The organism is Achromobacter sp. Root83 (assembly GCF_001428845.1).
Lineage (GTDB): Bacteria > Pseudomonadota > Gammaproteobacteria > Burkholderiales > Burkholderiaceae_B > Achromobacter.
Genome location: NZ_LMIU01000001.1, coordinates 516,957 through 541,648, shown reverse-complemented (window position 1 = coordinate 541,648; position 24,692 = coordinate 516,957). Strand labels below are relative to the sequence as shown.

Here is a 24,692-nt window from a genome sequence, read left to right as displayed (position 1 = left end):
GCTTCACAACCTCTGGATGATGGTGGCGGTCGCCATGCCGTGACCGATGCACATGAGCTGCATGCCCAATTCGCCCTCGGTGGCCTCCAGCCCCGTCAGCATCTTGCCCATCAGGCCCGCGCCCGTCGCGCCCAAGGGATGCCCATGCGCGATCGCGCCGCCCCAGGGGTTCACGCGCGCCGGATTCGCGCCCAGTTCGCGCTGCCAGGCCAGCACCACGCTGGCAAAAGCTTCGTTGATCTCGATCCAGTCGATATCGTCCAGCACCAATCCGGCGCGCGCGAGCGCCTGACGGGCGGCGGGGATGACGCCGGTGAGCTGCATCACCGGGTCCGAACCGACCACCACCCGCGCCAGGAATCGTGCCCTCGGGCGCAGGCCATCGGCCAGCGCCGTGTCGCGGTCGGCCAGCAGCACCGCCGCCGCGCCGTCCGCGAGCTGGCTGGCATTGGCCGCCGTCACGCCGCCCTGCCCCGGGGACCTGAGCGCAGGCGCCATGGCCGCCATGCGGGCGGGATCGGTGGCCTCGCGGATGCCTTCATCGCGCCGCGCGTCCGCATGCGGGCCCGGCAGCAGCTCCGCGTGCAGTCCGGCGCTGGCCGCCGCCCATGCACGGGCGTGGCTTTCGCGCGCCCATTGGTCCATCTCGGCCTGCGACAGCCCCCAATGGCTGGCGATCCGTTCGGCGCTCTCGATCTGATGGATCAACGGAAAGCGTTCCAGCAGGGCCGGATTCAGCGTATCGAATCCTTGGAACTCGCCCTGCCCAAGCGTCACGTCCAGGAACATCGGCACGCGGCTCATGCTTTCCACTCCGCCCGCGACCACGTAGCGCATATCGCCCGCGGCGATCGCCTGCGCGCCAAAATGCACCGCCTGCTGGCTGGATCCGCACATGCGGTTCAGGGACACGCCCGGCACGGTTTCCGGCAGCCCGGCCAGCATCGCCGCCAGCCGCCCTATGTTGGCGCCCTGCTCGCCCGCCTGGCTGACGCAGCCGGCGATCAGGTCCTCGACCTTGTTTCCGGGCAGGCCGGCGCGCGCCAGCAGGCCCTGCACGGTACTGGCCAGTAGCGCGTCCGGCCGGGTCTGTGCCCACCACCCGCCGCGCCGGCCGAAAGGCGTGCGCACCGCTTCCACGATCACGGCTTCGTTCATGCGGTCGTCTCCTCGACGTAGAGCGTTTCGATTTCGTCCGCGTAGACGCGATAGATGCTGGCGCGTCTGACTTTCATCGTCGCCGTGACTTCGCCGTCGTCGTGGTCCAGTTCCTTGGTCAGCAGATGGAAACGCTTGATCTGCGACACCGGCGCCAGCCCGGCATTGGCGCGCGCGATTTCCTGCTGGACCAGCTCGCGCACCTGCGGACATTCGGCCAGCGACCGGAAATGCGTAAACGCGATGCGCCGGGACTCCGCCCACTTGCCCACCGTTTCGAACTCAAGCTGGATCAGCGCCGACACGTACTTCCGGCCATCCGCGATCACGATGCACTCCTTGATGTACGGACTGCCCTTGACCGCATTCTCGATCTCGGATGGCGTCAGGTTCTTGCCGCCCGCCGTGATCATGATGTCCTTCAGGCGGTCCACGATGCGCACGCGTCCGGCTTCCTCCGCGACGACATCGCCGGTATGCAGCCAGCCGTCACGCACGGCATCGGCCGTGGCGTCCGGGTTCTTGTAATAGCCCTGGAACACCATCTCGCCGCGCACCAGCAATTCGCCCGCGTCTCCCACCCGCCATTCCACGCCCAGGATCGGCTCGCCCACGGTGCCGACCTTGACCCGGTCGGGGTGTTGCCCGAAGATCATCCCCGCCGACTCCGTCAACCCGTAGACCTCCACCAGCGGCACGCCCAGCGTGCGGAAGTAACGCACCACGTCCGGTGGAATGGGCGCCGCGCCCGTCATCGCCACCCGCGCCCGCCGCAGTCCAATGAAATTCTGCAGGGCGCGCAGCACCAGCCAATACCACAGCAGGTGCGTCAATCGTTCTCCCAGCCCATACTGGCCGCGCGACTTTTCAAGAAATGGCGCGCACTGGCTCAGCGCCTTCCGGTACAGCCATTGCTGCACGGGCCCGGCCTCCTGCATCTTGATGGAGATCGCCGCATGCAGCTTCTCCCAGATCCGCGGCACGCCCAGGAATATTGTCGGAGCCACTTCGCGCAGGTCTTCCTGCACGGTCCGGATCGATTCGCCAAAGTTCACCTGCGCGCCCAGGTAAATGGGCGCGAAGGTCGACAGCATCTGTTCGGCCACATGGCACAGCGGCAGATACGAAAGATGCACCGTCGATGCATCCATCGACAGCCGCTCGGCAATGCCCGGCGCGACACCGCGCATGTTGCCGTAGCTGAGCATCGCGCCCTTGGGCCTGCCGGTGGAGCCGGAGGTGTAGATCATCAAGCCCGTGTCGTCCAGCCGCTGGCCGTCCAGCATCGTGTTCATCGCCGCCAGCTCCGCCGCTTCCCGCTTGCCGCCGTCGGCCTCGACCTCGACGAACGGCACGATGCGCGCACGGTCCTGCGGCGCATACGAGCGCAGGCCCTTCGTTTCGATCATCACAATGCGGCGCAGCAGCGGCAGCCGTCCAGCCACCTGCAGCACCTTGTCGGTCTGCTCCTGGTCCTCGCACACCACCAGTTCGACGTCGGCGTGCTCCAGCACATAGCCCATTTCCTCGGCGGGACTGGTCGAATACACGCCCACCGCCACGCCACCAGCCGCGCCCGCTCCCATCTGCGTGAGCAGCCATTCCACGCGGTTGTCGGAGACGATGGCCACTCGTCCGCCGCGGCTCAGCCCCAAGGCGCGCAAGCCCAGGCCGATGCGGCACGCGCGCTGCCAGTACTCCGCCCATGACAGGGGTTTCCAGATGCCAAAGTCCTTCTGCCGGATGGCGATGGCGGATGGCTGCCGGCGCGCCTGTTCACGCAGCATCTGCGGCAGCGTCAGCGCGGGCCAGCCGTCCCGGTCGAAAGGCGCGTCCATCATGAGAGCCAGCGCTTGCGGCGCTTATAGTGCTTGATGTCGCGAAAGCCCCGGGTCTCGCCCGAACCGCCCACGCCCAGGTAGAACTCGCGCACGTCCGGATCCGCCGCCAGCTTCTCCGCGCTGCCGTCGATCACGACCTTGCCGGTTTCCATGATGTAGCCGTAGTGCGCCACCGCCAGCGCCACCGACGCGTTCTGTTCCACCAGCAGCATCGACACCCCCTGTTCGCTGTTGATGCGCGCGATGATGGAAAAAATGCTTTCCACCAGCATCGGCGACAGCCCCAGCGACGGCTCGTCCAGCAGCATCAGCCTGGGCTGCGCGATCAGCGCCCGGCCGATGGCCAGCATCTGCTGCTCGCCGCCCGACAGATAGCCGGCCAGCCCGCGGCGCCGCTCGAACAGGCGCGGGAAATAGCCGTAGACCAGATCGAAGTCCACGCGCGCCCCGGACCTGCCCGTCAACGCATACGTCGCGGCCACCAGGTTCTCTTCCACGGTCAGGTCTTCGAAGACCCTGCGCCCTTCCATCACATGCGCCAGGCCCGAGCGCACCAGGTTCTGGGGCTTGGCCCCGGCCGTATCGCCGCCATTGAAGACGATCTGCCCGCGCACCAGCGCCCCATCCTCCAGGTCCAGCAGCCCGGACACCGCCTTCAGCGTGGTGGACTTGCCGGCGCCGTTGCTTCCCAGCAGCGCAACGATGCTGCCGGCCGGCACCGACAGGGACAAGCCGCGCAGCACCTGCACCGCCTTGTTGTAGACGACCTCGATGTTGTTGATGTCGAGCACCGCCGAAGGCGGCGCCCCGGCGGCCTCTGTCCGCGCGTCATGTCCCGGATTCACGGCAACCTCACTTGAGCACGATCCAGTCGGACGCGGGCACCATCTGCTTCTGCTTCACGTCGGCGCGGTAGATCCGTCCCACCGGTATCGAATTGCCCTTGATGGTGACCGGCACGCCGATCAGGCCGCCCGTGTCGAAGTCCTTGATGCCATCCAGCGCGGCCTTCATGTTGGCGGCGGTCAGCTCCTTGCCGGCGTCCAGCGTGCGCTTGGCGACTTCCGTGAACAGCATGGCGGCCAGAAAGCCCTGCATGTAGCCGGTGCTCTGGTACTGCGGGCGCATTTCGCGGATCTTCTTCAGCATCGGCGCGTCGGCGGCCGTGTCGTAGTAGTACCGGTAAGGCATCACGCCCATGAAGCCCTCGGCGTCCTCGCCCATCTGCATGACGGTGGAGTTGTCCATGGTCCAGAACGTGCCCATGTACCGCGTCTTCAGGCCCATGCGCTTGCCCTGCCCGACGAACTCGGGAATGGGCGCCAGCACGTACCCATGGAAGATCGTGAAATCCGGATCCGCGCGGCGCAGCTTGATGACCTCGGTCGACACGTCCACGCTGCCCGGCGGCGTCATGATCTCGGTCGCGACCTTCAGCCCCAGCTTCTCGGCCACCGCGCGCGAACTGGCGATCGGATCGCGGCCGAATTCCGTGTCGGAATACACGAACGCCACCTTGGCGCCGGGCTGCTCCTTGGCGATATAGCGCAGCAGGATGCCGAACATCTCTGTGTAGTCGGGCCCCAGCATGAACTGCGCGGGATACTTCGCGGGATCGTTCAGCTCGGTCGCGAACGACGCGCCGGTCATCAGGATGTCGCCCGTGCGGTTCAGTTCGGCGTTGATCGTCTTGGAAAAGCCGGTCGAATCACCGTAATAGAAGTTCACCTTGTTCTGGCTGGTGATCTTCTTGAACGCCGCCACCGACGCATCCACCTTGTATGCCGTGTCTTCCGGCACATAGCGCAGCTTGCGCCCCTTCACCCCGCCCTGGTCGTTGACGATCTTCACGTAGTCGGTAATGCCCGCGTGGATCCCCTGCCCCGCGAACGCGAACACGCCGCTCAGCGGAATCGACCCGCCCAGCACCAGATCCTCGGCCGCGTAGGCCGCGGGCGCCGCCGCCATCGCCGCCGCCAGGCCCAACGGGGCCAACCACTTCGATAAACCGCTGCCTATCCGGATGCGCTTCATGGTTTGTCTCCTGGGTCTTATGGGTGGCCGCCGTCACGTCGGGGTCGAACCGCTAGGTGCGAAAGGGCCAGAGGTGAAAGAATCGGCGCACGCGCCGCCAGATTTCCGCGAGCCCGTGCGGCTCGAAGATCAAGAAGCCCACGATCAGCAGGCCGAAAACGATGGTGCGCACTGGCGAGATCAGCCGCAGCGCGTCGCCGCCCACGGGCAGCCAGCCGACGATCAGCTTCAGAAATTCAGGCACCATCGTCATGAAGATGGCGCCCAGGATGGAACCCAGGATCGAGCCCATGCCGCCCACGATGATGGCCGCCAGGAAGAAGATGGACATGATCAGCGGAAAGCTCTCCGGCGTGACCACGCGAAAGAAGTACGCCCACAGGCCGCCCGCCACGCCCGCGTAGAACGACGACAGCCCGAACGACAGCAGCTTGTAGCGCAGCAGGCGGATACCCAGCACCTCGGCCGAGATGTCGCGGTCGCGGATCGCGATGAAGGCGCGCCCGATGCGGGTGCGGAACAGGTTCGCCGCCCCCAGCACCATCAGCACCGTCACCGGCACGATCAGCCAATAGATCTTGAACGAGGTATCCAGGTCGATGCCCAGCACGCGCGCCGGCGGCACCTGCAGGCCGGTGGTCCCGCCCGTGAACTGCCAGTTCGCAAAAATGAAATGGGCGATGAACGACGCCGCGATCGTGGCGATGGCCAGGTACAGCCCCTTGACCCGCAGGGACGGAATGCCGACCAGCAGCCCGCCCGCCATGGCCACCAGGCCGCCGCCCAGCAGGTTGATCAGGACGGGCGTGCCCAGGCGCAGCTCCATCACCGCCACCGTATACGCCCCCAGGCCCATGAACGCGGCCTGCCCCAGGCTGACCAGTCCGGTGTAGCCCGTCAGGATGTTCAGCCCCGTCGCGCTGCCGATATTGATCGCCACCAGGCAGGCCAGGTAAAGCCAATAGGCATCCGCCACGAACGGAAACAGCACCAGGGACGCCGCCAGCAGCGCCAGCCACAGGTGCTGGGTCCGCGTATCGAACAGCGCCTCGTCGGCCAGATAGGTCTGCTTGGCAGTCGCGATACGCATGGATCAGAGCCTCTCGATTTCACGGGTGCCGAACAGGCCGTATGGCCTGACCATCAGCACCACGACCAGCACGATGAAGGTGGCCAGCAGCTTGTATTCGCCGCCCATGTAGGCGCCCGCCCATGCCTCCAGCAGTCCGATGAAGATCCCGCCGACCAGGGCCCCGGCCACGCTGTCCAGGCCGCCCACGATCACCACCACCAGCACCGACAGGCCGAACACGCCCATCGACGACGAGATCCCGCCGATGGCGCCCACGATCACGCCCGACACCGCCGCGATCGCGCCCGCCGCCACCCAGGCCAGCGAGAACACGCGCGGCACATTGATGCCCATGGCATAGGCCGCGCCCTGGTCCGACGCCGTGGCGCGCAAGGCGACTCCGCCGCGCCAATAGCGGAACACCACCAGCACCAGCAGGGCCAGCACCACCGCCACCCAGAATCCGTAGAAGACCTTGGGCGCCACGAACGCCTCGCCGATCATGACGGGCGCGCGCGGCATGAACTCCGGCAGCCGGCGCTGGTCGGCCGTCCAGATCAGCTCCACCGCCCCCACCAGGATCGAAGCCAGGCCCACCGTGATCATGAACACCGAGATCGGCGCCTCTCCCAGCATGGGCCGTATCGTCAGCCGCTCGACCAGCGCGCCCAGCGCGCCGGACACCACGACCGCGCCCAGGATCGCGAGCCAGATGGGCCACGCCATGCCGGTCGCGAACGCATAGAACACGTAGGCGCCCAGCATCAGGAATTCACCGATGGCGATGTTCACCACCCGCGTCGCCTTGTAGACGATGACGAAGGCCAGCGCGGCAAGGGCATACAGCCCGCCGCTGCCCAGCCCCGCCAGCGTGACCTCCAGGAAAAACAGGCCATCCATCAGGCCGCCTCCCGCAGGCGGCGCCGCAGGTCACCCACATCGCCCGCGCCCAGATAGGCCTTGATGACCTCGGGATTGGCCTGCACCTCGATCGGTGTGCCGTCCGCGATCACCTGCCCGAAGTTCAACACCACCACGTGGTCCGACAGGTCCATCACCATGCCCATGTCGTGTTCCACCATCAGCACCGTCAGGCCCCATTCCGACCGCGCATCCAGAATGAAGCGCGCCATGTCGTCGGTTTCTTCGCGGTTCATGCCGGCGACCGGTTCGTCCAGCATCAGCACCTTGGGATTCATCGCCAGTGCCCGCGCCAGCTCCACGCGCTTTTGCAGGCCGTAGGACAACGCCGCTACCGGCGCGTGCCGGATATGGTCGATCTCCAGGAAGTCGATGATGCGCTCTTCGATGTCGGCCCGCAGCGCCATCTCCTCGCGGCGCGCCCGGCCCAGATAGAACAGGGCGTCCAGCACATTGCTGCGCAGATGCGCATGGCGGCCCAGCTTGATGTTGTCCAGCACCGTCATGCCGCGAAACAGCGCGATGTTCTGGAAGCTGCGCGCGAGTCCCAGCCGGGCGCGCTCCGGCGCGGCCATCCGTGTGATGTCGCGGCCTTCGAAGCGGATCTGCCCCGACGCGGGCTTGTAGAAACCGGAAATGGTGTTGAACAGCGAGGTCTTGCCGGCGCCGTTCGGGCCGATGACCGTGGTGATGGAGCCGGGCGCGACGCGAAAGCCCACGCCCGTAAGCGCCTTGACTCCGCCGAACGCCAGCGTCACCCCATCCACCTCCAGCAAGGGAGGCCTGTCGGACTGATCCACCATTTGTCTCCTCGCTTTTGTCGCGAAGTTTTTTTGCCGCCTGGGGCGAACATCTTTTTCGACAGTGAATCTGGCGACCCGCTTTACCTACGCCAGTACAGCGCCGGAAAATCGTTCTATGCGTTACGCTAAACGTGCTCAAAACAAAACCAAGCAAGCGCTCGGTTCAGACCTTAGCATCGCGGTTTTTGGATCGACAGTTGGTATTTACCCGAAAACGGAGACTGCCCATGACCCAGGACCTTCCGCACTTCCAGACTTTGCTGCTGGAGACCGACGGCGCAATCGCCACCGTCACGCTGAACCGCGCGGACACGCTCAACGCCATCGATGTCGCCATGGCCAGAGACCTCCAACAAGCCGCGCAGTGGCTGGAAGCGCGCGACGCCATTCGCGTCGTCCTGCTGCGCGCCGCCGGCAAGGCATTCTGCGCGGGCGGAGACATCGGCATGTTCACCGGCGAACCCGCTCAGGTGCGCGGCACGCTGCTGGACCTGTTCACGCCGCTGAACGATTTCATCGCGCGCATCGCGCGCATGGACAAGGTCTGGCTCGCGCAGGCACATGGCGTCGCGGCCGGCGCCGGCCTGTCGCTGGTGCTGGCCTGCGACCTCGCCATCGCCGATACTGGAACGCGCTTCATGACGGCCTATCTGAAGCTGGGCGCCACGCCCGACGCGGGCATGACGCACGGACTCATGCGCGTGCTGGGCCCGAAGCGCGCGCTGGATCTGCTGCTGCGGCACGACGCCTTCACCGCCAGCGACGCGCTGGCCTGGGGCATCGTCACGCGGACCGCCCCTGCAGACGAACTCGATTCAGCGGCCCAGGCCTACGCGCAGGACATCGCCCGGCACGCGCCGCATGGCATTGCGGGCGCGAAGGACCTGCTACGTTCGGCCGGACACGCCACGCTGGAAACCCAACTGGCCGAGGAAACCGCGCGCTTTTTGGACTCCGCCACGCGCGCCGACTTCGCGGAAGGCGTGAAGGCCTTCCGCGAAAAGCGCACCCCGCTATTCACCGGACGGTGACGCTAGCGCGCCGCCGCGCCGCCCACGGCGGACCAGTCCGGCGCGCGCTTCTGCACAAAGGCGCTCAAGCCCTCGCGGGCTTCCGGCGTGGCGGCAGCATTGCAGAACACCTCGACCGCCGTCGCGACCCTGCGCCGGTATTCGTTGTCGTTGCTGTAGACAAAGGCGCGGCGACCTATGGCCAGGACCTGCGGCGGCTTGTCCGCCAATGCGCGCGCCAGTACGCGCGCCTGCTCCAGCAGTTCCGCTTCGGGCGCCACGCGCGCCACCAATCCCAGCCCCTGCGCCTCTTGCGCGCCGAAGGTCCGGCCGGTGAACAGCAGGTCAAACGCGCGGTGCTTGCCCACGATGGCGGGCAGATGCACGTAATGGATCGCGGGCAACACGCCCACGTCGATTTCCGGATAGCCAAACGTGGCGGTGTCCGCGGCGACGATCATGTCGCTGGAAATGGCCACCGTCATACCGCCGCCCCGGACCGCGCCCGACACCACCGCGATCGACGGCTTGCTCAGATTGAACTGCGCGTCGTACAGCTTGATGTACAGCTTCGTGAGCAACTCATGGATACGGGCCGGCGTGCTTTGCAGCAGCTTTTTCATGTCCAGCCCCGCGCAGAACCGGCCGGGCAGATCGCTGGCCATCAAGACGGCGCGCACATCGGGGTCCGCATCGGCCTGCGCCAACGCCGCGATCAGCTCATCAAGCATGTCCACATCCAGCGCATTGACGGGCGCGTGGCAGAGATGCATTTCAGCGATCCGGTCTCGAACTACATAGCGCAGATACTTCATGCCGGTTCTCCGTGACGGGCGTGGTCCTGTATGCAGCCGGCGGCCAGCATCGCCTCGATTTCGTGCTCCGCGTAACCCAGGCTGGCCAGGATTTCCCGGCTATGCTCCCCCAGCAATGGCGCCGGCAGCGCGGCCTGGCGCGGCTGGCGTCCGAACCGTATCGGCAGGCCCACGTTCTGCACCTCGCCCAGAACGGGGTGCCGGCTGGTCACGATCAGCTCGCGCGCGGCGACCTGTGGATGGGACAAGGCCTGATCCAGGGTATGGATGGCCGAACACGCAATGCCCGCGGGCTTCAGTGCTTTCAGCCATTGCGCTACGGTTCGCGTTCCGATGCACGCCTGAACCAAGGCGACGGTCGCGTCAAAATTGCGCACCCGATCCGCATTGCTCGCGAACTCGGGCGTGTCCGCATAATCCTGCAGGCCCGCCACCGCGCAAAAGCGTTGCCACTGCGCGTCGTTGCCCACCCCCAGCATCAGGTCGCCATCGGCGGCGCGGAACGCCTGATAAGGACACATCGCCGGATGGCCGGTCCCCATGCGGCGCGGCACCTGGCCCGTGCGCCAATAGTTCTGGGCCATGTACGACATCAGTCCCAGCGAGGTATCCAGCAGCGACACGTCCAGGTATTGCCCCTTGCCGGTCTGGCTGCGTTCCAGGAGCGCGGCCAGGATCCCGCTCAGCGCGAACGAGCCCGTGCCCAGGTCCACCGGCGAAAAGCTGGCGCGGGCGAAGTTGCCGCCCGGCTCGCCCATCGTGCTGATCATGCCGCTGAACGCCTGCAGCATCACGTCGTAGCCCGGCTCCTCGCCCATCGGCCCCTCGCGGCCATAGCCCGAGATCTCGCAGTACACCAGCTTCGGATTCAGGCGGCTCAGCGTCGCGTAGTCCACGCCGAGGCGCGCGGCGGTCTTGCCGCCAAATCCCTGCAAGACCACATCCGACTGTTCGGCCAGGCGATGCACCACCGCACGCCCTTCCGTGGTCTTCAGGTCCACGGCCAGGCTGCGCTTATTGTGATTGACCGCCATGAACGTCGCGGACTGGCCGGCATCCTGCGGCAGCCAGGCGCGCGTGTCGTCGCCGGTGCCCACGGGCTCGACCTTGATCACGCGGGCCCCCAGCTCGCCCAGATACTGGCCGCACAGCGGCCCGGCCAGCACCTTGCTCAGGTCCAGGACCGTGATGTTCTTCAGCGGAGTCATGCGGACGGCGGAGGCGGACATGGTCACTGTTCGGCCTTCAGCCCGATGGTCTTCGCGGCCTGGGTCCATTGCGCGGTTTCGCGTTTGAAGAAGTCGTCCAGTTGCGCGGGCGCCACCTGGAATGCCTCGGCGCCGCGGTCCTGCATCGCCTTGCGGTAGGCATCGTCCGCCACCACGCGCGCCACCGCGTCGCGCAGCTTTTGCACCACCTCGGGCGGCGTGCCGGCGGGCGTCTGCAACGAGAACCAGAATTTGAGATCCAGGCTGGGATAGCCGGCTTCCTTCAGCGTCGGCACATCGGGCAGCATGGGGGAACGCTCGGCGGACGTGATCGCCAGCGCCTTCAGCCTGCCGCCCTGGACCTGGCCGAGGCTGGTGGACATGCTGTCGAACAGAAAGTCGACCTGGCCGCCAATCACATCCGTGACGGCATTCGCGCTGCCCTTGTAAGCCACGCCCACCGCCTGGAAATCAGCCAGCTTCTGCAACGAAGCGCCGTACACATGCGGCGAACTGCCCGGCCCGAACGTCGCGTAGCTCAGCCCGTTGGGCGCGGCGCGTCCGCGTTCGACCAGTTCGGCGAGCGTCTTGACGGGCGTACGCTCGGGATTCACCACCAGCAGATTGGGCATGGCGCCCGTGGTGCCGATCGGCACATAGTCTTGCAGCGGATGCATCCTGGCGCTGGGATACATGAGCGGGTTGATGGCCTGCATGGCCACGGTGTTATGCATCAGCGTATAGCCGTCGGGCGGGCCGTTCAGCACGCTCTGATACCCGACGTTGCCGCTGGCGCCGGGTTTGTTCTGCACGATGACCTGCTGCCCAAGCTCGCGCGCCAGGGGTTCCGCCACCAGGCGGGCGATGAAATCGGTCGGTCCGCCAGCCGAAAATGGCACAACCAGCGTGATCGGCTTTGAAGGCCAGCTATCGGCCCACGCGGGGGTGGCCAGGGTTGCCGACGCAAGGCACGCGGCAAGGATTCTATTGAACGCCATGATGTCTCCGTTATTTTTTTCGGGGCTGGCGTTCATTATCCGAAGCGGCTTGGTATATTGGAAATACCGTTTAAATATGCAGGCCATAATAAATTCATGATGGCTCGCGCTGACTGGAGTGCTTCCATGGCCATGTCCATTCGGGCGATGCAGTGCTTCGTCACGGTGGTTTCCACGGGTTCGATCAGCCGCGCGGCGGCAACGCTGCATGTAGCGCAGCCTGCGCTGAGCCTGCTGATCCGCAATCTGGAAGAAGATCTGGGCGTGGTGCTGCTGCACCGCAGTGCCCGCGGCGTCACCCCCACCGCGGCCGGCACGCGCATGCTTGCGCACGCGCGCGAGATCCTGGGTCGCATCGACTCGGCGCGCGCCGATGTGCGCGAAGACCTCAGCGCACCGCGAGGAACGGTGTCGCTGGCGATGTCGATGTCCATGGCAAAGCTGCTGACCGTGCCGCTGCTGCGGTTCAGCCTGGAACACTGGCCAGGCGTCTACCTGAAGATCATCGAATCCAGTACCGGGTACATTCCGGGTTTTGTCAGTTCAGGGCACGCCGACCTGGGCCTGACCTTCAGCGACGACGCATCGGTGGATCTGCGCTTCCAGCACCTGATCGATGAGGAACTGGTGGTGGTGTCCCCCCCGCCGGCCAAGCGGGGCAGAAAGCCGCCGGCCGCCGACCTGCACGCGCTTCCCGCCATGAGCCTGCGGGCCCTGTCGGCATTACCGCTGGTGCTGCCGGGCAATCCGCACAGCCTGCGGCGCCTGCTGGACCAATATCAGCAGCGCGAGCGCGTTGACTTCCGTGTCATTGCCGAAGCCAATGCCATTCCGCAACTGATCGAACTGGCGCAGGCCGGCGTCGCGCACACGATCCTGTCGTACGAGGCCGTGCGCCACGAGGCCACGCGCGGCGATGTCGTCCTGCACCGGATAAGCAAGCCGCGCATGACGCGTCCGGTGTTTCTGTGCCGCTCGGATGTCCTGCCGCTGTCGATGGCGGCATCGGCCGTCGCCGACCGCGTCGGCCGCATCATCGCGGACGCCCGGCCCGCCGGCGCGCCCGCGAGGCCCAGGGTCAGATAACGCGCTTTTCCACCGCCTGCGCCCACCGCCGCGCCACCGTGGGCGACGTCGCGCAGGTGGCCGATTCCGTGACCACGCGCACGGCGCGTTCCAGCAACTGGATGTCGGCCTCGTGCTGGCGCGCGACATGCGGATCCTCGAAAAAGATCACACGCTGGCATTGATGTTCAAGCACCAGCTCCGCGATCTGCGCGTCGCCGCCCAGCGGCCCGCTCAGATAGCGGTGCACCCACGGCGTATCCTTGGGCCAGCCGCGCGACCAGGCCAGCTCGTTGAGCCTGCCGCCGGTCGTGCCCGTCGCCACGCGCCGCGCAAACCGCGACAACACGTCGAAGTGTTCGCTGGCAAAGGCCACCATCTCGTCCTTGAGCGCATCGTGGGCAATCATCGCCAGCGTCTGCCCCGTGAAGTTGAAATGGCGCGACGCCGAGGCGTCCGGCGCCAGTCCCGCATGGATGCGTTCGACTTCCATCCATTCGATGGCGCCGGCCAGCGTTGAAATGAACGGCCGGCCGTGCGTGATGCACTGGCGCTTGAGTGCCAGCGCTTCCGGAAAAATCGAAGAAGGGTCGACCGGATCGATCAGGTAGATCGCGCCGTCGAATGGCGCCTGGCCGTCGCGGCCTTCGGTCACGCGGGCCACCAGCTTCATCAGGCCGCCCTCGCGGCCATACGGGTAGCGAACCAGGCCGCCATAGCCCTGCAGCATGCCTTCGCGCACGATCGCGTCGTGGGTGCGGCCGACGGTGTGCAGTTGCACGCCCAGCTCGCGTATCGTGGACGAACACGCGCGCAGCCAGGTGAACAAGGCGGCATCGGGGGTTTCATGGTGCAATCGATTGGCGGCCAGGCCAAAACGCAATGGGGCAGCGGGCATCGGTGGACTCGGGCTAGGAAGACAACAAACGGATCCCCGATGATACCGTGGCATCGAGACCGCGGCATGGCAAAAGCGGATCCCCGCCGCGCGGCCCAGGATGGGCCATGAATGCCGTCCGGAAACAAAAACGCTCCCCGGAGGGAGCGTCTTGCCGCGTGGCGGTCAGTCCGCCTCGTCGATCCAGGCCATCTGGATGGCCTCCAGGATCTTCTCGCCGCAGTGGGCGGGATCATCGCTGAAGCCAGGCAAGGCCATGACCCATTCGCGCAACTGCATGAACCGCAGCGTCTTGGGGTCGACGTCGGGATGCGCGTCCACCAGCGCGGCGGCGAGTTCGTAGGTGTCGGTCCACTTCATCAATGGCCCTCTTTCGCGTGGTTGATCGTGTACTTGGGGATCTCGACCGTCAGGTCCGCGTCCGTCACCACCGCCTGGCAGGACAGGCGCGACGTCGGGGTCAGGCCCCAGGCCTTGTCCAGCAGGTCTTCTTCATCGTCCGTGGCGTCTTCCAGCGAGGAATAGCCCTGCTTGACCACGACGTGACAGGTCGTGCAGGCGCACGACAGCTCGCAGGCATGCTCGATATCGATATGGTTGTCCAGCAGCACACGGCAGATCGACACGCCCTTGGGCGCGTCTTCGATCACGGCGCCTTCCGGGCAGTAATCGGGATGAGGCAGTACAGTCAGTTTAGGCATAACTTCTTATCAGGCGATTTCGTCAAGTTTGCGGCCAGCCAGCGCGGCGCGGATGCTGCGGTCCATACGCCGCGCGGCAAAGTCGTCGGTCGCGGCCGACAAGGCCTGCACCGCCTCTTTCACCGTATCCACATCCTGAGCTTGCTGCACTTCAATCGCGGCTTGCAGGCACTCGTCCACCCGCTTGCGCTCTTCGGCGTCCAGCAGGTCGCCATCAACCGCCAGCGCCGCCTGCACGGACTCCACCAACTGGCGCGCGTCCACCTGCTGCTCGCGCAGCATGCGGGCCTGCGCGTCGGTGTCGGCCTGCGCCACGCTGTCGGCCAGCATCCGTGCAATTTCGTCGTCCGACAGGCCGTAGGACGGCTTGACGGACACCATGGCCTCGACGCCCTGGCTCTGTTCGCGCGCGGTGACGCTCAGCAAGCCATCCGCATCCACCTGGAAGGTCACGCGGATGCGGGCGGCGCCCGCCACCATGGGAGGAATGCCGCGCAGCTCAAAGCGAGCCAGGGAACGGGAATCGGCGACCAGGTCGCGTTCGCCCTGCACCACGTGGATGCTCATGGCCGTCTGGCCATCCTTGAATGTGGTGAACTCCTGCGCGCGCGCCACGGGGATGGTGCTGTTGCGCGGGATGATGCGTTCAACCAGCCCGCCCATCGTTTCCAGGCCCAGCGACAAGGGAATCACGTCCAGCAGCAGCCAGTCTTCGCCCGGCGCGCGATTGCCGGCCAGCAGGTTGGCCTGCAGGGCCGCGCCCAGCGCCACGACCTGATCCGGATCCAGATCGGTCAAGGGTTCGGTGCCGAACAGCTTGCCCACGGCGGCGCGCACGACGGGCATGCGCGTGGCGCCGCCCACCATCACCACGCCGCGCACATCGGCGGGCTTCAAGGACGCATCGCGCAAGGCGCGGCGCGCGCAATCCAGCGTGCGTTCGATCAGCGGCTGGGCCAGCGCCTCGAATCCGGCGCGGGTCAAGGCCACATCCACCTCGCGCCCGTCGGACAGCGCCAGCTTCAGGCTGGCCGTGTCGGCGTCGGACAAGGCTTCGCGGGCCGCGCGGGCCGCCATCAGCAGGCCGCGCCGGTCGGCGGGCGACAACTCGCCGGCCGCCAGCCTGGCCACCGCGTGATCCACGATCAGGGCGTCGAAATCATCACCGCCCAACGCGGTATCGCCGCCGGTGGAAATCACTTCGAACACGCCCTGGGTCAGGCGCAGGATGGAAATATCGAACGTGCCGCCGCCCAGGTCGTACACCGCGTACACGCCTTCCGAGGCGTGATCCAGGCCGTAGGCGATCGCCGCGGCGGTCGGTTCGTTCAGCAGGCGCAGCACGTTCAGCCCGGCAAGCCGGGCCGCGTCGCGCGTCGCCTGGCGCTGGGCATCATCGAAATACGCGGGCACCGTGATGACGGCGCCCACCAGGTCATCGCCCAGCACGTCTTCCGCGCGCTGGCGCAGCACCGCCAGGATCTGCGCGGACACCTCGACCGGGCTCAGGTCGCCCTGGGCCGTGCGGATACGCACCATGCCGGGCGCGTCCACGAATTCGTACGGCGCGCGCGAGGCGCGGGCCTCTTCCAGCGAACGGCCCATGAACCGCTTCACGGACACCACGGTGTTCAGCGGATCTTCGGCCTGTTGCGCCAGGGGCTCGCGGCCGGTCGTGACCTTGCCGTCCGGAAAATAGCGCACCGCCGACGGCAGCAAGGCATGGCCTTGCGCGTCGGGCAACACTTCGGCGACGCTGCTGCGCACCGCCGCGACCAGCGAATTGGTAGTGCCCAGGTCGATCCCGACCGCCAGCTTGCGCTGGTGCGGCGCGGGCGACTCACCGGGCTCGGAAATCTGCAATAAGGCCATGATTCTATTTTTCTGGTCAGTAGGCCGCGCTGTGCCGGCGCCCGTTGCACGGACACCCCAGCGCAGCTTTGGCTATCCAGCGGGTTGGACGTGCGCCAGCTCTTGCGCCAGCTTTTCCACGAACATCCATTCCCGCACCTTGAGCCCGGCCGCCGCGTAGTCTTGCTCGTCGTCCAGCAAACGGGTCAGCGTGGCGCGCATCTCGGTGCGCGCCTCGTCCAGTTCCGCTTGCAGCGCGGTCAAGGCGCCGCCATCGTCGCGCGCATCGTCCAGCATTTCGCGCCAGGTCATCTGCTGCATCAGGAAAGCCGTGTCCATGGACGTGTTGCTTTCGGTCTGCAAGTCCACGCCGGCCTGTTCGCACAGGTAGCGCGCACGCAGCAGCGGATCCCTCAGTTGGCGGTAAGCCTCGTTGGCGCGCGCCGCCCACTGCATGGCCACGCGGCGTTCCGCGGGGCTGGCCGTGGCAAAGCGGTCGGGGTGGACCTGCGCGGCGACGGTGCGCCAGGCGCTTTCCAGGGCCTGGGCATCCAGGTCGAAACGCGCCGGCAAGCCGAACAGGCTGAAGTGATCGTCTCCAGCCAAGCGTTACACCGTGAACGACTCGCCGCAGCCGCAGGTCGCCTTTTCGTTGGGGTTGCGGAACTTGAAGCCTTCGTTCAGGCCCTCGCGGGCATAATCCAGTTCCGTGCCATCCAGGTACGAAAGGCTCTTCGGGTCGATGACGACCTTGACGCCGAAGCTCTCGAAGACGATGTCTTCCGAAGCGACCTCGTCGACATACTCGAGCTTGTAGGCCATGCCGGAGCAGCCCGTCGTCCTAACGCCGAGCCGCAAGCCGATACCCTTTCCGCGCTTCTGCAAGTAGCGGCCGATATGGGTGGCGGCCTGTTGGGTCAGGGTGACGGACATGATCAGCCCGCCACCGCTTCGGCCGGAACCGAGTGCTTTTCTTTGTAGTTCTGCACCGCGGCCTTGATCGCGTCTTCGGCCAGGATCGAACAGTGGACCTTCACGGGCGGCAAGGCGAGTTCTTCGGCGATCTGCGTGTTGCGGATGTTCATGGCCTGATCCAGCGTCTTGCCCTTGACCCACTCGGTCACGAGGGAGCTGGACGCAATGGCCGAACCACAGCCGTAGGTCTTGAAGCGCGCGTCTTCGATGACGCCGGCTTCGTTGACCTTGATCTGCAGCTTCATGACGTCGCCACAGGCCGGCGCGCCGACCATGCCGGTGCCCACCGACTCGTCCGACTTGTCGAACGAACCGACGTTGCGCGGGTTTTCGTAGTGATCCAGAACTTTGGTGCTGTAAGACATGTTAATTCTCCACGTATATCCAGGCGCGGGCGCTTAGTGCGCAGCCCACTGCACGGTGTTCAAGTCGATGCCTTCCTTGGCCATTTCCCACAGCGGCGACATATCGCGCAGCTTGCCAACCCGGCTCTTGAGCAGCTCGATCGCGTAATCCACTTCCTGCTCGGTGGTGAAGCGGCCCAGCGTGAAGCGGATCGAGCTGTGCGCCAATTCATCGTTGCGGCCCAGGGCACGCAGCACATACGACGGCTCCAGGCTCGCCGAGGTGCAGGCCGAACCGCTGGAAACGGCCAGTTCCTTGATCGCCATGATCAGGGATTCGCCTTCGACGTAATTGAAGCTCACGTTCAGGTTGTGCGGCACGCGCTGGTCCATGTCGCCGTTCAGATAGACCTCTTCGATCTGCGACAGGCCATTCCACAGACGGTCGCGCAGCATGCGGATGCGTTCGTTCTCGGTGCCCATTTCTTCGCGCGCCAGGCGGAAAGCCTCGCCCATACCGACGATCTGGTGCGTGGCCAGCGTGCCCGAGCGAAAACCGCGTTCGTGACCGCCGCCGTGCATTTGCGCTTCGATGCGGATGCGCGGCTTGCGGCGGACGTACAGCGCGCCGATGCCCTTGGGACCGTAGGTCTTGTGGGCCGAGAACGACATCAGATCGACCTTGAGCTTTTGCAGGTCGATTTCCACCTTGCCGGTCGCCTGCGCGGCGTCCACATGGAAGATGATGCCCTTTTCGCGGCAGATCTCGCCCAGCGTTTCCACGTCCTGGATCACGCCGATCTCGTTGTTCACCATCATCACCGACACCAGCACGGTATCGGGACGCAGCGCGGCCTTGAAGACATCCAGATCGATCAGGCCGTTGTCCTTCACGTTCAGGTAGGTGACCTCGAAGCCTTGGCGTTCCAGCTCGCGACAGGTGTCAAGCACGGCCTTGTGCTCGGTCTTGACGGTGATGATGTGCTTGCCGCGTTCCGCGTAGAAATTCGCGGCGCCTTTGATGGCCAGGTTGTTGGATTCGGTTGCGCCGGAGGTCCAGACGATCTCGCGCGGGTCGGCGTTGACCAGCTTGGCGACTTCTTCGCGTGCGCGCTCGACGGCCTCTTCCGACTCCCAGCCAAAAGCATGGCTGCGCGAAGCCGGGTTGCCGAAGTTCTCATACAGCCACGGCACCATCTTGTCCACGACGCGGGGGTCAACCGGGGTCGTGGCCGAATAGTCCAGATAGATTGGGCGGGTGGTCATTTCTACAGCTCCTGATACTTCTTATACGGTGGCATTGGCGGCGACGGTGGTGGTCGGGGCGTTGGCGGCGGTGCCGCCCCCTACCCTGTTCACACGCACTGCGCAGGCCTGCGCTTGATTGGTGGCTTCCTGCAATTGGCGCACGCGCTGCTGATCCACAAGATCTTGCAGGGACACCGAATCCAGGTAATCGACCATCTTGCGATTCAACGTGGCCCAGAGTTCGTGCGTCATGCACTTGCCCGGCTTGCCATCGTTGCCGCTCGTACAGTCCCGTTTGCCGCCACAGCTGGTGGCGTCCAGCGGTTCGTCGACAGCGAAGATGATGTCGGCGACCGTCACGTTGCGCGCCAGGCGGGCAAGGGAATAACCGCCGCCCGGGCCACGCACGCTATCCACGAGTTCGTGGCGACGCAGTTTCCCGAAGAGCTGTTCCAGATAGGAAAGCGAGATGTTCTGACGCTGGCTGATGGCCGCAAGAGTGACCGGGCCGCTATGCTGCCGCATAGCCAGATCGATCATGGCAGTCACGGCGAAACGCCCTTTGGTAGTTAGCCGCATGGTGGGTTCCCTGTGATTCGGCAATGGCCGTCGGCGAATCCGGCGGTCAATACCCGAGTAATTGGCTCAAGTATAGCCTATTCCCGACTAATTTGGTATGACTCCCGGCTAGAAAAAACCGCGCATTTGCGCGGTTTTTTCACTGCCATGTACCTGAAGAACCGCGCCACAGGCGGTTCTACGTCGGGACGGATCAGGCCGCCTGGTACTGGGTAGCGCGCTTGCGGACCAGTTCAAGAACACCCTGACAGGCGTCCTCCAGGTAGTCCAGAACCTTGCCGAAGCCATCGGCGCCGCCGTAGTACGGATCGGGCACGGTGGCTTCTTCGAACTCATTGGCAAAGCGCATCAGCAGCATCAGCTTGTGCTGGTATGCTTTGGGGCACTGTTGCTGCATGGCGGACAGATTGTCCCAGTCCATGGCGAGGATAAGATCAAAGTCGCGGAAATCTTCCGCGGTGACCTGACGCGCCTCACAGTGCGTGATCTCGTAGCCGCGCTTACGTGCTGCAGCCTGCGCCCGGGCATCAGGCGCCTCGCCGATATGAAACGCGTGCGTGCCCGCGGAGTCGATGCGAACCACATCGCCCAAACCCGCGTCGTTCACCAAATGGCGAAACACGCCCTCTGCGCTCGGCGAGCGACAGATATTGCCCATGCAAACGAAAAGTACCTTGGTCATCATGGAAGCAAGTGTGCGGGAAAACCCGAGATAAGGCAAGCTTTTTTTGCGGCTGCGCAATTGACAAAAAGCAAACCGGAACCTCTTTTTTACCCTTTTAAATCATAGGCTTGTGCGCTATTTTAAAGTCCCGCCTCACAAGTTTGCGGGCGGGATTCAGTGCGATTGTGACCTCCGGATTGCAACGCAACAGATTTCTGCGGAATTCAGCTTGGCGTCAGCAAAATGATACATTTGGAGCCTTGCTTTTCGGCTACACAGCCCCGTCCAGCAGCACCCGCTGCTTCAATGCGGTCAGCGCATCCCGGGCCGCGGCGGCCTGCTCGAATTCCAGGTTTCTTGCGTGATCCATCATCAGCTTTTCCAGGCGCTTGATTTCGCGCGCCAGGGCCTTCTCGTCCTTCAGGAACTCGGCGGGGACCGCCGCTTCCAACGCGTCGTGCTGGACAGGCGCCACAATGCCGTCGATCAGTTCGCGCACGGCCTTGTGCACGCCGCGCGCCGTGATGCCGTTGTCCTTATTGAACTGAAGCTGTTTGGCCCGGCGCCGGCTGGTTTCTTCCATGGCGCGCTGCATTGAATCCGTGATGCGGTCGGCATAGAGGATTGCATGGCCATTAAGGTTGCGCGCCGCCCGTCCGATGGTCTGGATCAGGCTGCGCTCGGAACGCAGGAAGCCCTCTTTGTCCGCGTCCAGAATCGCCACGAGCGAGACCTCGGGGATATCCAGGCCTTCGCGCAGCAGGTTGATCCCCACCAGCACATCGAAAGTGCCCAGGCGCAGATCGCGCAGGATCTCGACTCGCTCGACAGTGTCGATGTCGGAATGCAGGTAGCGCACCTTCACGCCGTGCTCGCTCAGGAAGTCCGTCAAGTCCTCCGCCATCCGCTTGGTCAGGGTGGTGACCAGCACGCGCTCGCTTTGCGAGACACGGGCCTTGATCTGGCCCAGCAGATCGTCCACCTGGGTACGTGCCGGCAGGACCTCGACTAGAGGATCGACCAGCCCCGTAGGCCGCACAACCTGCTCGACCACGTTGTCGGCGTGCTCTTTTTCATACGCCGCGGGGGTTGCCGACACGAAGACGCACTGGCGCATCCGTGTCTCGAACTCTTCGAGCTTCAGCGGGCGGTTGTCCAGCGCGGACGGCAGGCGAAAGCCGTACTGCACCAGGGTTTCCTTGCGGGAACGGTCCCCCCGGTACATGCCGCTCAACTGGCCGATGGTGACGTGGCTTTCGTCGATGAACATCAGCGCATCGGACGGCAGATAATCGATCAGCGTCGGCGGGGGATCTCCCGGCGCGGCGCCCGACAGGTGGCGGGAGTAGTTTTCGATGCCCTTGCAGAACCCGAGCTCTTGAAGCATCTCCAGGTCGAACCGGGTGCGCTGTTCCAGGCGCTGGGCTTCGACCAGGTGGCCGTCGTCCACGAAACGCTTGACGCGCTCGCGCAATTCTTCCTTGATCGTCTCGATGGCGCGCAACACGGTATCGCGCGGCGTCACGTAATGGGAGCCGGGATAGACCGTGAAGCGCGGCAGCTTCTGGCGAATGCGGCCCGTCAGCGGATCGAACAGCTCCAGGCTTTCGATCTCGTCGTCGAAAAGCGTAAGCCGCAATGCCAGTTCGGCGCTTTCCGCCGGGAAGATGTCGATGGTCTCGCCGCGCACGCGGAAGACGCCGCGCGTGAACTCGGCATCATTGCGGGTGTATTGCATGGCGACCAGGCGCGCCAGGATCTCGCGCCGGGCGATCTGGTCGCCGGTCCGCAGGATCAGGACCATCGCATGATAGTCGCCGGGATTACCGATACCGTAGATGCAGGACACCGTCCCCACGATGATCGTGTCGCGGCGTTCTAGCAGGCTCTTGGTGGCCGACAGCCGCATCTGCTCGATATGCTCATTGATGGACGAATCCTTTTCGATGAACAGGTCGCGCGTAGGCACGTAGGCTTCCGGCTGATAGTAATCGTAGTAAGAGACGAAATACTCGACCGCATTCTTCGGGAAAAACTCCCGCATCTCGGCGTACAGTTGCGCCGCCAGTGTCTTGTTGGGCGCCAGCACGAGCGCGGGGCGGCCCATGCGCGCAATGACATTGGCCATGGTGTAGGTCTTGCCCGACCCCGTCACGCCAAGCAGCGTCTGAAACATCAGGCCGTCTTCGACGCCCTGCGTCAGCCCTTCGATGGCCGTGGGCTGATCTCCAGCGGGCGGGTACGGCTGATAGAGATGAAACGGGCTGTCAGGAAAATCGACGAATCCCGGACCTGCGGCAGGCACCACCGCACTCGGGTCTATTGCGCTTTTAGGCATGCTAGACTGTTCCAGGGTAAACCCCCCATTATCCACAGCACCTCGTACTGCGTCCACCCACCTCATCAGAGTCCCATGAGCACCCTTTTCGATTCCGTCGAACTCGCGCCGCGCGACCCCATTCTTGGCCTGAACGAACAATACAACGCGGATACGCGCCCGGGTAAAGTAAACCTGGGCGTCGGCGTGTATTACGACGACCAGGGACGGATCCCCCTGCTGGGCGCCGTACGCAAGGCAGAAGCCGCCCGCATCGAGGCCGCCGCCGCTCGCGGCTACCTGCCGATCGAAGGCATCGCCGGCTATAACAGCGGCGCGCAAGCCCTGCTGCTGGGCAAGGATTCCGCGTTGGCCGCCGCTGGCCGCGTGCTGACCACTCAGGCCCTGGGCGGCACCGGCGCGCTCAAGATCGGCGCCGACTTCCTGCGCCAGTTGCTGCCGGCATCCAAGGTGCTGATCAGCAACCCCAGCTGGGAAAACCACCGCGCGCTGTTCGAGCGCGCCGGCTTTGAAGTCGGCACGTATTCCTACTACGACGCCGCCACCCGCGGCCTGAACTTCGATGCCATGCTGGCGGACCTGAAGGCCGCGCCGGCCAAGACCGTCGTCGTGCTGCACGCGTGCTGCCACAACCCCACCGGCGTGGACCCCACCGCCGACCAGTGGAAGCAGATCGCCGCCGTCGTGAAGGAAAACAACCTGGTTCCGTTCCTGGACATCGCCTACCAAGGCTTTGGCGACGGCCTGACGGAAGATGCCTCGGTCGTGCGCATGTTCGCCGACCTGGACATGACCATGTTCATCAGCTCCTCGTTCTCGAAGTCGTTCTCGCTCTACGGCGAGCGCGTCGGCGCGCTGACGGTTGTCGCCGGCAGCAAGGACGAAGCCACTCGCGTGCTGAGCCAATTGAAGCGCGTCATCCGCACCAATTATTCCAACCCGCCCACCCACGGCGGCACGGTGGTCTCGACCGTCCTGAACACGCCCGAACTCTTTGCCCTCTGGGAAGAAGAGCTGGCCGGCATGCGCGACCGCATCCGTCTGATGCGCAAGCAGTTGGTCGACAAAATCAAGGAACACGGCGGCAAGCAGGACTTCAGCTTTGTGCTGGAGCAGCGCGGCATGTTCTCGTACTCGGGCCTGAGCGCTGCACAGGTGGACCGCCTGCGTGAAGAACATGGCGTCTACGCCGTGTCCAGCGGCCGGATCTGCGTCGCCGCGCTGAATAGCGGCAACATCGACAAGGTGGCAGCCGGCATCGCCGCAGTGCTGTAAAGCGGCACGCGGCGGGCAGGCCCTTGCGGCCAGCCATCAAACGGGACCTTCGGGTCCCGTTTTCGTTGGCGCCCGGTGTGCGCTTGCATTTTTACGCTGTGTCCCCCAGAATGGCGCTGTATATATGTACAGTCCGCTCGCACCGGATCATCGCCATGGCCAGCAAACTCACTGATCGCCAACAACAAATCCTGGACCTTATCAGGCAGACCGTCACGCGCACCGGCTTCCCGCCGACGCGCGCCGAAATTGCCCAGGCCCTAGGGTTTCGCTCCCCCAACGCGGCGGAAGACCATCTCAAGGCATTGGCCCGCAAGGGGGCCATCGAACTTACCGCCGGCGCCTCGCGCGGCATCCGCCTGAAGGATGCCGCGGCCGCGGCGGCGCAAAGCTCGCTGCCTATTCCTGGACTGGCTCAATTGCTGTTGCCTTTGGTCGGCCGCGTGGCGGCGGGCAGCCCCATCCTTGCCGCCGAGCACGTCGAACGAGAAGTCGGCGTCGATCCCCACCTGTTCGCGCAGGCGCCCGATTACCTGCTCAAGGTACGCGGCATGAGCATGCGCGACGCCGGCATCCTGGAAGGCGACCTGCTGGCTGTCAAAAAGGCCTCCGAAGCCCGCAACGGCCAGATCGTCGTGGCTCGCATCGGAGACGACGTCACCGTCAAGCGTCTGCAGCGCCAGAACGGCCATATCGAGCTTCTGCCTGAAAACCCGGACTTCGAAACCATCGTAGTCGAGGCCGATCAGGAATTCGCCCTGGAAGGCATCGCGGTCGGCCTGATCCGCACCCACGCGCTGCACTAAACCCCGCCCGCTGGCGGCAAAATAAAACCCCGCCTTCTCAGGCGGGGTTTGTTTTTGGATGCACCCTTTGCAGGGCGCGTCCGCAGGG

The 24,692-nt window shown here is 65.1% G+C and carries 25 protein-coding genes; 4 read left to right on the top strand and 21 right to left on the bottom strand.

What is annotated here, in order from left to right:
- Positions 1-3: 3 nt before the first annotated feature.
- The 7 genes from ASE30_RS02455 to ASE30_RS02425 form a co-directional block, all read right to left on the bottom strand.
- Entirely contained in the window at positions 4-1,158 is a 1,155-nt protein-coding gene (locus ASE30_RS02455) for a thiolase family protein (RefSeq protein ID WP_057282654.1), read from the bottom strand.
- The gene (locus tag ASE30_RS02450) at positions 1,155-2,999 is read right to left on the bottom strand and encodes a long-chain fatty acid--CoA ligase (RefSeq protein ID WP_057282653.1); all 1,845 of its coding nucleotides are present in this window, start codon (positions 2,997-2,999) and stop codon (positions 1,155-1,157) included. Before ASE30_RS02450 ends, ASE30_RS02455 begins: the two co-directional genes overlap by 4 nt.
- The gene (locus ASE30_RS02445) at positions 2,996-3,790 is read right to left on the bottom strand and encodes an ABC transporter ATP-binding protein (RefSeq protein ID WP_057283234.1); all 795 of its coding nucleotides are present in this window, start codon (positions 3,788-3,790) and stop codon (positions 2,996-2,998) included. Before ASE30_RS02445 ends, ASE30_RS02450 begins: the two co-directional genes overlap by 4 nt.
- 61 nt (positions 3,791-3,851) lie before the next feature.
- On the bottom strand, positions 3,852-5,033 hold the full coding sequence (locus ASE30_RS02440; RefSeq protein WP_057282652.1) for an ABC transporter substrate-binding protein: 1,182 nt from the start codon (positions 5,031-5,033) through the stop codon (positions 3,852-3,854).
- Between the two features lie 52 nt (positions 5,034-5,085).
- On the bottom strand, positions 5,086-6,123 hold the full coding sequence (locus ASE30_RS02435) for a branched-chain amino acid ABC transporter permease (RefSeq protein WP_057282651.1): 1,038 nt from the start codon (positions 6,121-6,123) through the stop codon (positions 5,086-5,088).
- Positions 6,124-6,126: 3 nt separating this feature from the next.
- On the bottom strand, positions 6,127-7,005 hold the full coding sequence (locus ASE30_RS02430) for a branched-chain amino acid ABC transporter permease (RefSeq protein WP_057282650.1): 879 nt from the start codon (positions 7,003-7,005) through the stop codon (positions 6,127-6,129).
- A complete protein-coding gene (locus tag ASE30_RS02425) occupies positions 7,005-7,829 on the bottom strand; it encodes an ABC transporter ATP-binding protein (protein ID WP_057282649.1) in 825 nt (274 codons plus the stop codon). Before ASE30_RS02425 ends, ASE30_RS02430 begins: the two co-directional genes overlap by 1 nt.
- A 227-nt stretch (positions 7,830-8,056) precedes the next feature.
- Between ASE30_RS02425 and ASE30_RS02420 the strand changes: the two genes are divergently transcribed.
- Positions 8,057-8,860 carry an enoyl-CoA hydratase/isomerase family protein gene (locus tag ASE30_RS02420; protein ID WP_057282648.1) on the top strand — a complete coding sequence of 268 codons (804 nt, stop codon included), beginning with the start codon at positions 8,057-8,059 and terminating at the stop codon, positions 8,858-8,860.
- A gap of 2 nt (positions 8,861-8,862) precedes the next feature.
- Here the strand turns inward: ASE30_RS02420 and ASE30_RS02415 are convergent, their stop codons facing one another.
- The 3 genes from ASE30_RS02415 to ASE30_RS02405 are packed head-to-tail and all read right to left on the bottom strand — an operon-like array spanning position 8,863 to position 11,860.
- Positions 8,863-9,654, bottom strand: a complete 792-nt coding sequence (locus tag ASE30_RS02415; protein WP_057282647.1) for an enoyl-CoA hydratase/isomerase family protein — start codon at positions 9,652-9,654, stop codon at positions 8,863-8,865.
- Positions 9,651-10,862, bottom strand: coding sequence for a CaiB/BaiF CoA-transferase family protein (locus ASE30_RS02410; RefSeq protein ID WP_057283233.1), 1,212 nt, complete (start codon positions 10,860-10,862; stop codon positions 9,651-9,653). The genes ASE30_RS02415 and ASE30_RS02410 overlap by 4 nt, the downstream gene beginning before the upstream one ends.
- A 23-nt stretch (positions 10,863-10,885) precedes the next feature.
- On the bottom strand, positions 10,886-11,860 hold the full coding sequence (locus ASE30_RS02405; RefSeq protein ID WP_057283232.1) for a tripartite tricarboxylate transporter substrate binding protein: 975 nt from the start codon (positions 11,858-11,860) through the stop codon (positions 10,886-10,888).
- A 126-nt stretch (positions 11,861-11,986) separates the two neighbouring features.
- Between ASE30_RS02405 and ASE30_RS02400 the strand changes: the two genes are divergently transcribed.
- Positions 11,987-12,946: a LysR family transcriptional regulator gene (locus tag ASE30_RS02400; protein ID WP_057282646.1), complete on the top strand. Its 960-nt coding sequence runs from the start codon at positions 11,987-11,989 to the stop codon at positions 12,944-12,946.
- On the opposite strand, the gene ASE30_RS02395 is transcribed toward ASE30_RS02400, so the two are convergent.
- The 11 genes from ASE30_RS02395 to uvrB form a co-directional block, all read right to left on the bottom strand.
- Complete coding sequence (locus ASE30_RS02395) at positions 12,939-13,823, bottom strand: methylglyoxal synthase (protein WP_057282645.1); 885 nt, start codon at positions 13,821-13,823, stop codon at positions 12,939-12,941. The genes ASE30_RS02400 and ASE30_RS02395 overlap by 8 nt on opposite strands.
- 165 nt (positions 13,824-13,988) lie before the next feature.
- A complete protein-coding gene (gene iscX, locus ASE30_RS02390; RefSeq protein WP_057282644.1) occupies positions 13,989-14,183 on the bottom strand; it encodes a Fe-S cluster assembly protein IscX in 195 nt (64 codons plus the stop codon).
- Positions 14,183-14,524 carry an ISC system 2Fe-2S type ferredoxin gene (gene fdx, locus ASE30_RS02385; protein WP_057282643.1) on the bottom strand — a complete coding sequence of 114 codons (342 nt, stop codon included), beginning with the start codon at positions 14,522-14,524 and terminating at the stop codon, positions 14,183-14,185. The genes iscX and fdx overlap by 1 nt, the downstream gene beginning before the upstream one ends.
- Before the next feature lie 9 nt (positions 14,525-14,533).
- Complete coding sequence (hscA, locus tag ASE30_RS02380; protein ID WP_057282642.1) at positions 14,534-16,396, bottom strand: Fe-S protein assembly chaperone HscA; 1,863 nt, start codon at positions 16,394-16,396, stop codon at positions 14,534-14,536.
- A 72-nt stretch (positions 16,397-16,468) separates the two neighbouring features.
- Positions 16,469-16,981 (bottom strand): Fe-S protein assembly co-chaperone HscB, encoded by a 513-nt coding sequence (gene hscB / locus ASE30_RS02375; RefSeq protein WP_057282641.1) that lies wholly within the window; start codon positions 16,979-16,981, stop codon positions 16,469-16,471.
- Positions 16,982-16,984: 3 nt separating this feature from the next.
- Positions 16,985-17,308: an iron-sulfur cluster assembly protein IscA gene (gene iscA / locus ASE30_RS02370; RefSeq protein WP_057282640.1), complete on the bottom strand. Its 324-nt coding sequence runs from the start codon at positions 17,306-17,308 to the stop codon at positions 16,985-16,987.
- A gap of 2 nt (positions 17,309-17,310) precedes the next feature.
- Positions 17,311-17,715 carry a Fe-S cluster assembly scaffold IscU gene (gene iscU / locus ASE30_RS02365; RefSeq protein WP_006225297.1) on the bottom strand — a complete coding sequence of 135 codons (405 nt, stop codon included), beginning with the start codon at positions 17,713-17,715 and terminating at the stop codon, positions 17,311-17,313.
- 33 nt (positions 17,716-17,748) lie between these two features.
- Positions 17,749-18,960 carry an IscS subfamily cysteine desulfurase gene (locus tag ASE30_RS02360; RefSeq protein WP_057282639.1) on the bottom strand — a complete coding sequence of 404 codons (1,212 nt, stop codon included), beginning with the start codon at positions 18,958-18,960 and terminating at the stop codon, positions 17,749-17,751.
- A 21-nt stretch (positions 18,961-18,981) separates the two neighbouring features.
- The gene (gene iscR, locus ASE30_RS02355) at positions 18,982-19,521 is read right to left on the bottom strand and encodes a Fe-S cluster assembly transcriptional regulator IscR (protein ID WP_057282638.1); all 540 of its coding nucleotides are present in this window, start codon (positions 19,519-19,521) and stop codon (positions 18,982-18,984) included.
- 193 nt (positions 19,522-19,714) lie between these two features.
- Positions 19,715-20,206, bottom strand: a complete 492-nt coding sequence (locus ASE30_RS02350; RefSeq protein ID WP_006386176.1) for a low molecular weight protein-tyrosine-phosphatase — start codon at positions 20,204-20,206, stop codon at positions 19,715-19,717.
- A 250-nt stretch (positions 20,207-20,456) separates the two neighbouring features.
- Positions 20,457-22,523: an excinuclease ABC subunit UvrB gene (uvrB, locus tag ASE30_RS02345; protein WP_057282637.1), complete on the bottom strand. Its 2,067-nt coding sequence runs from the start codon at positions 22,521-22,523 to the stop codon at positions 20,457-20,459.
- 75 nt (positions 22,524-22,598) lie between these two features.
- On the opposite strand from uvrB, the gene ASE30_RS02340 reads away from it, so the two are divergent.
- Positions 22,599-23,798 carry an amino acid aminotransferase gene (locus ASE30_RS02340; RefSeq protein WP_057282636.1) on the top strand — a complete coding sequence of 400 codons (1,200 nt, stop codon included), beginning with the start codon at positions 22,599-22,601 and terminating at the stop codon, positions 23,796-23,798.
- A gap of 155 nt (positions 23,799-23,953) precedes the next feature.
- Positions 23,954-24,604 (top strand): transcriptional repressor LexA, encoded by a 651-nt coding sequence (lexA, locus tag ASE30_RS02335; RefSeq protein ID WP_057282635.1) that lies wholly within the window; start codon positions 23,954-23,956, stop codon positions 24,602-24,604.
- The last annotated feature ends 88 nt before the right edge of the window (positions 24,605-24,692 follow it).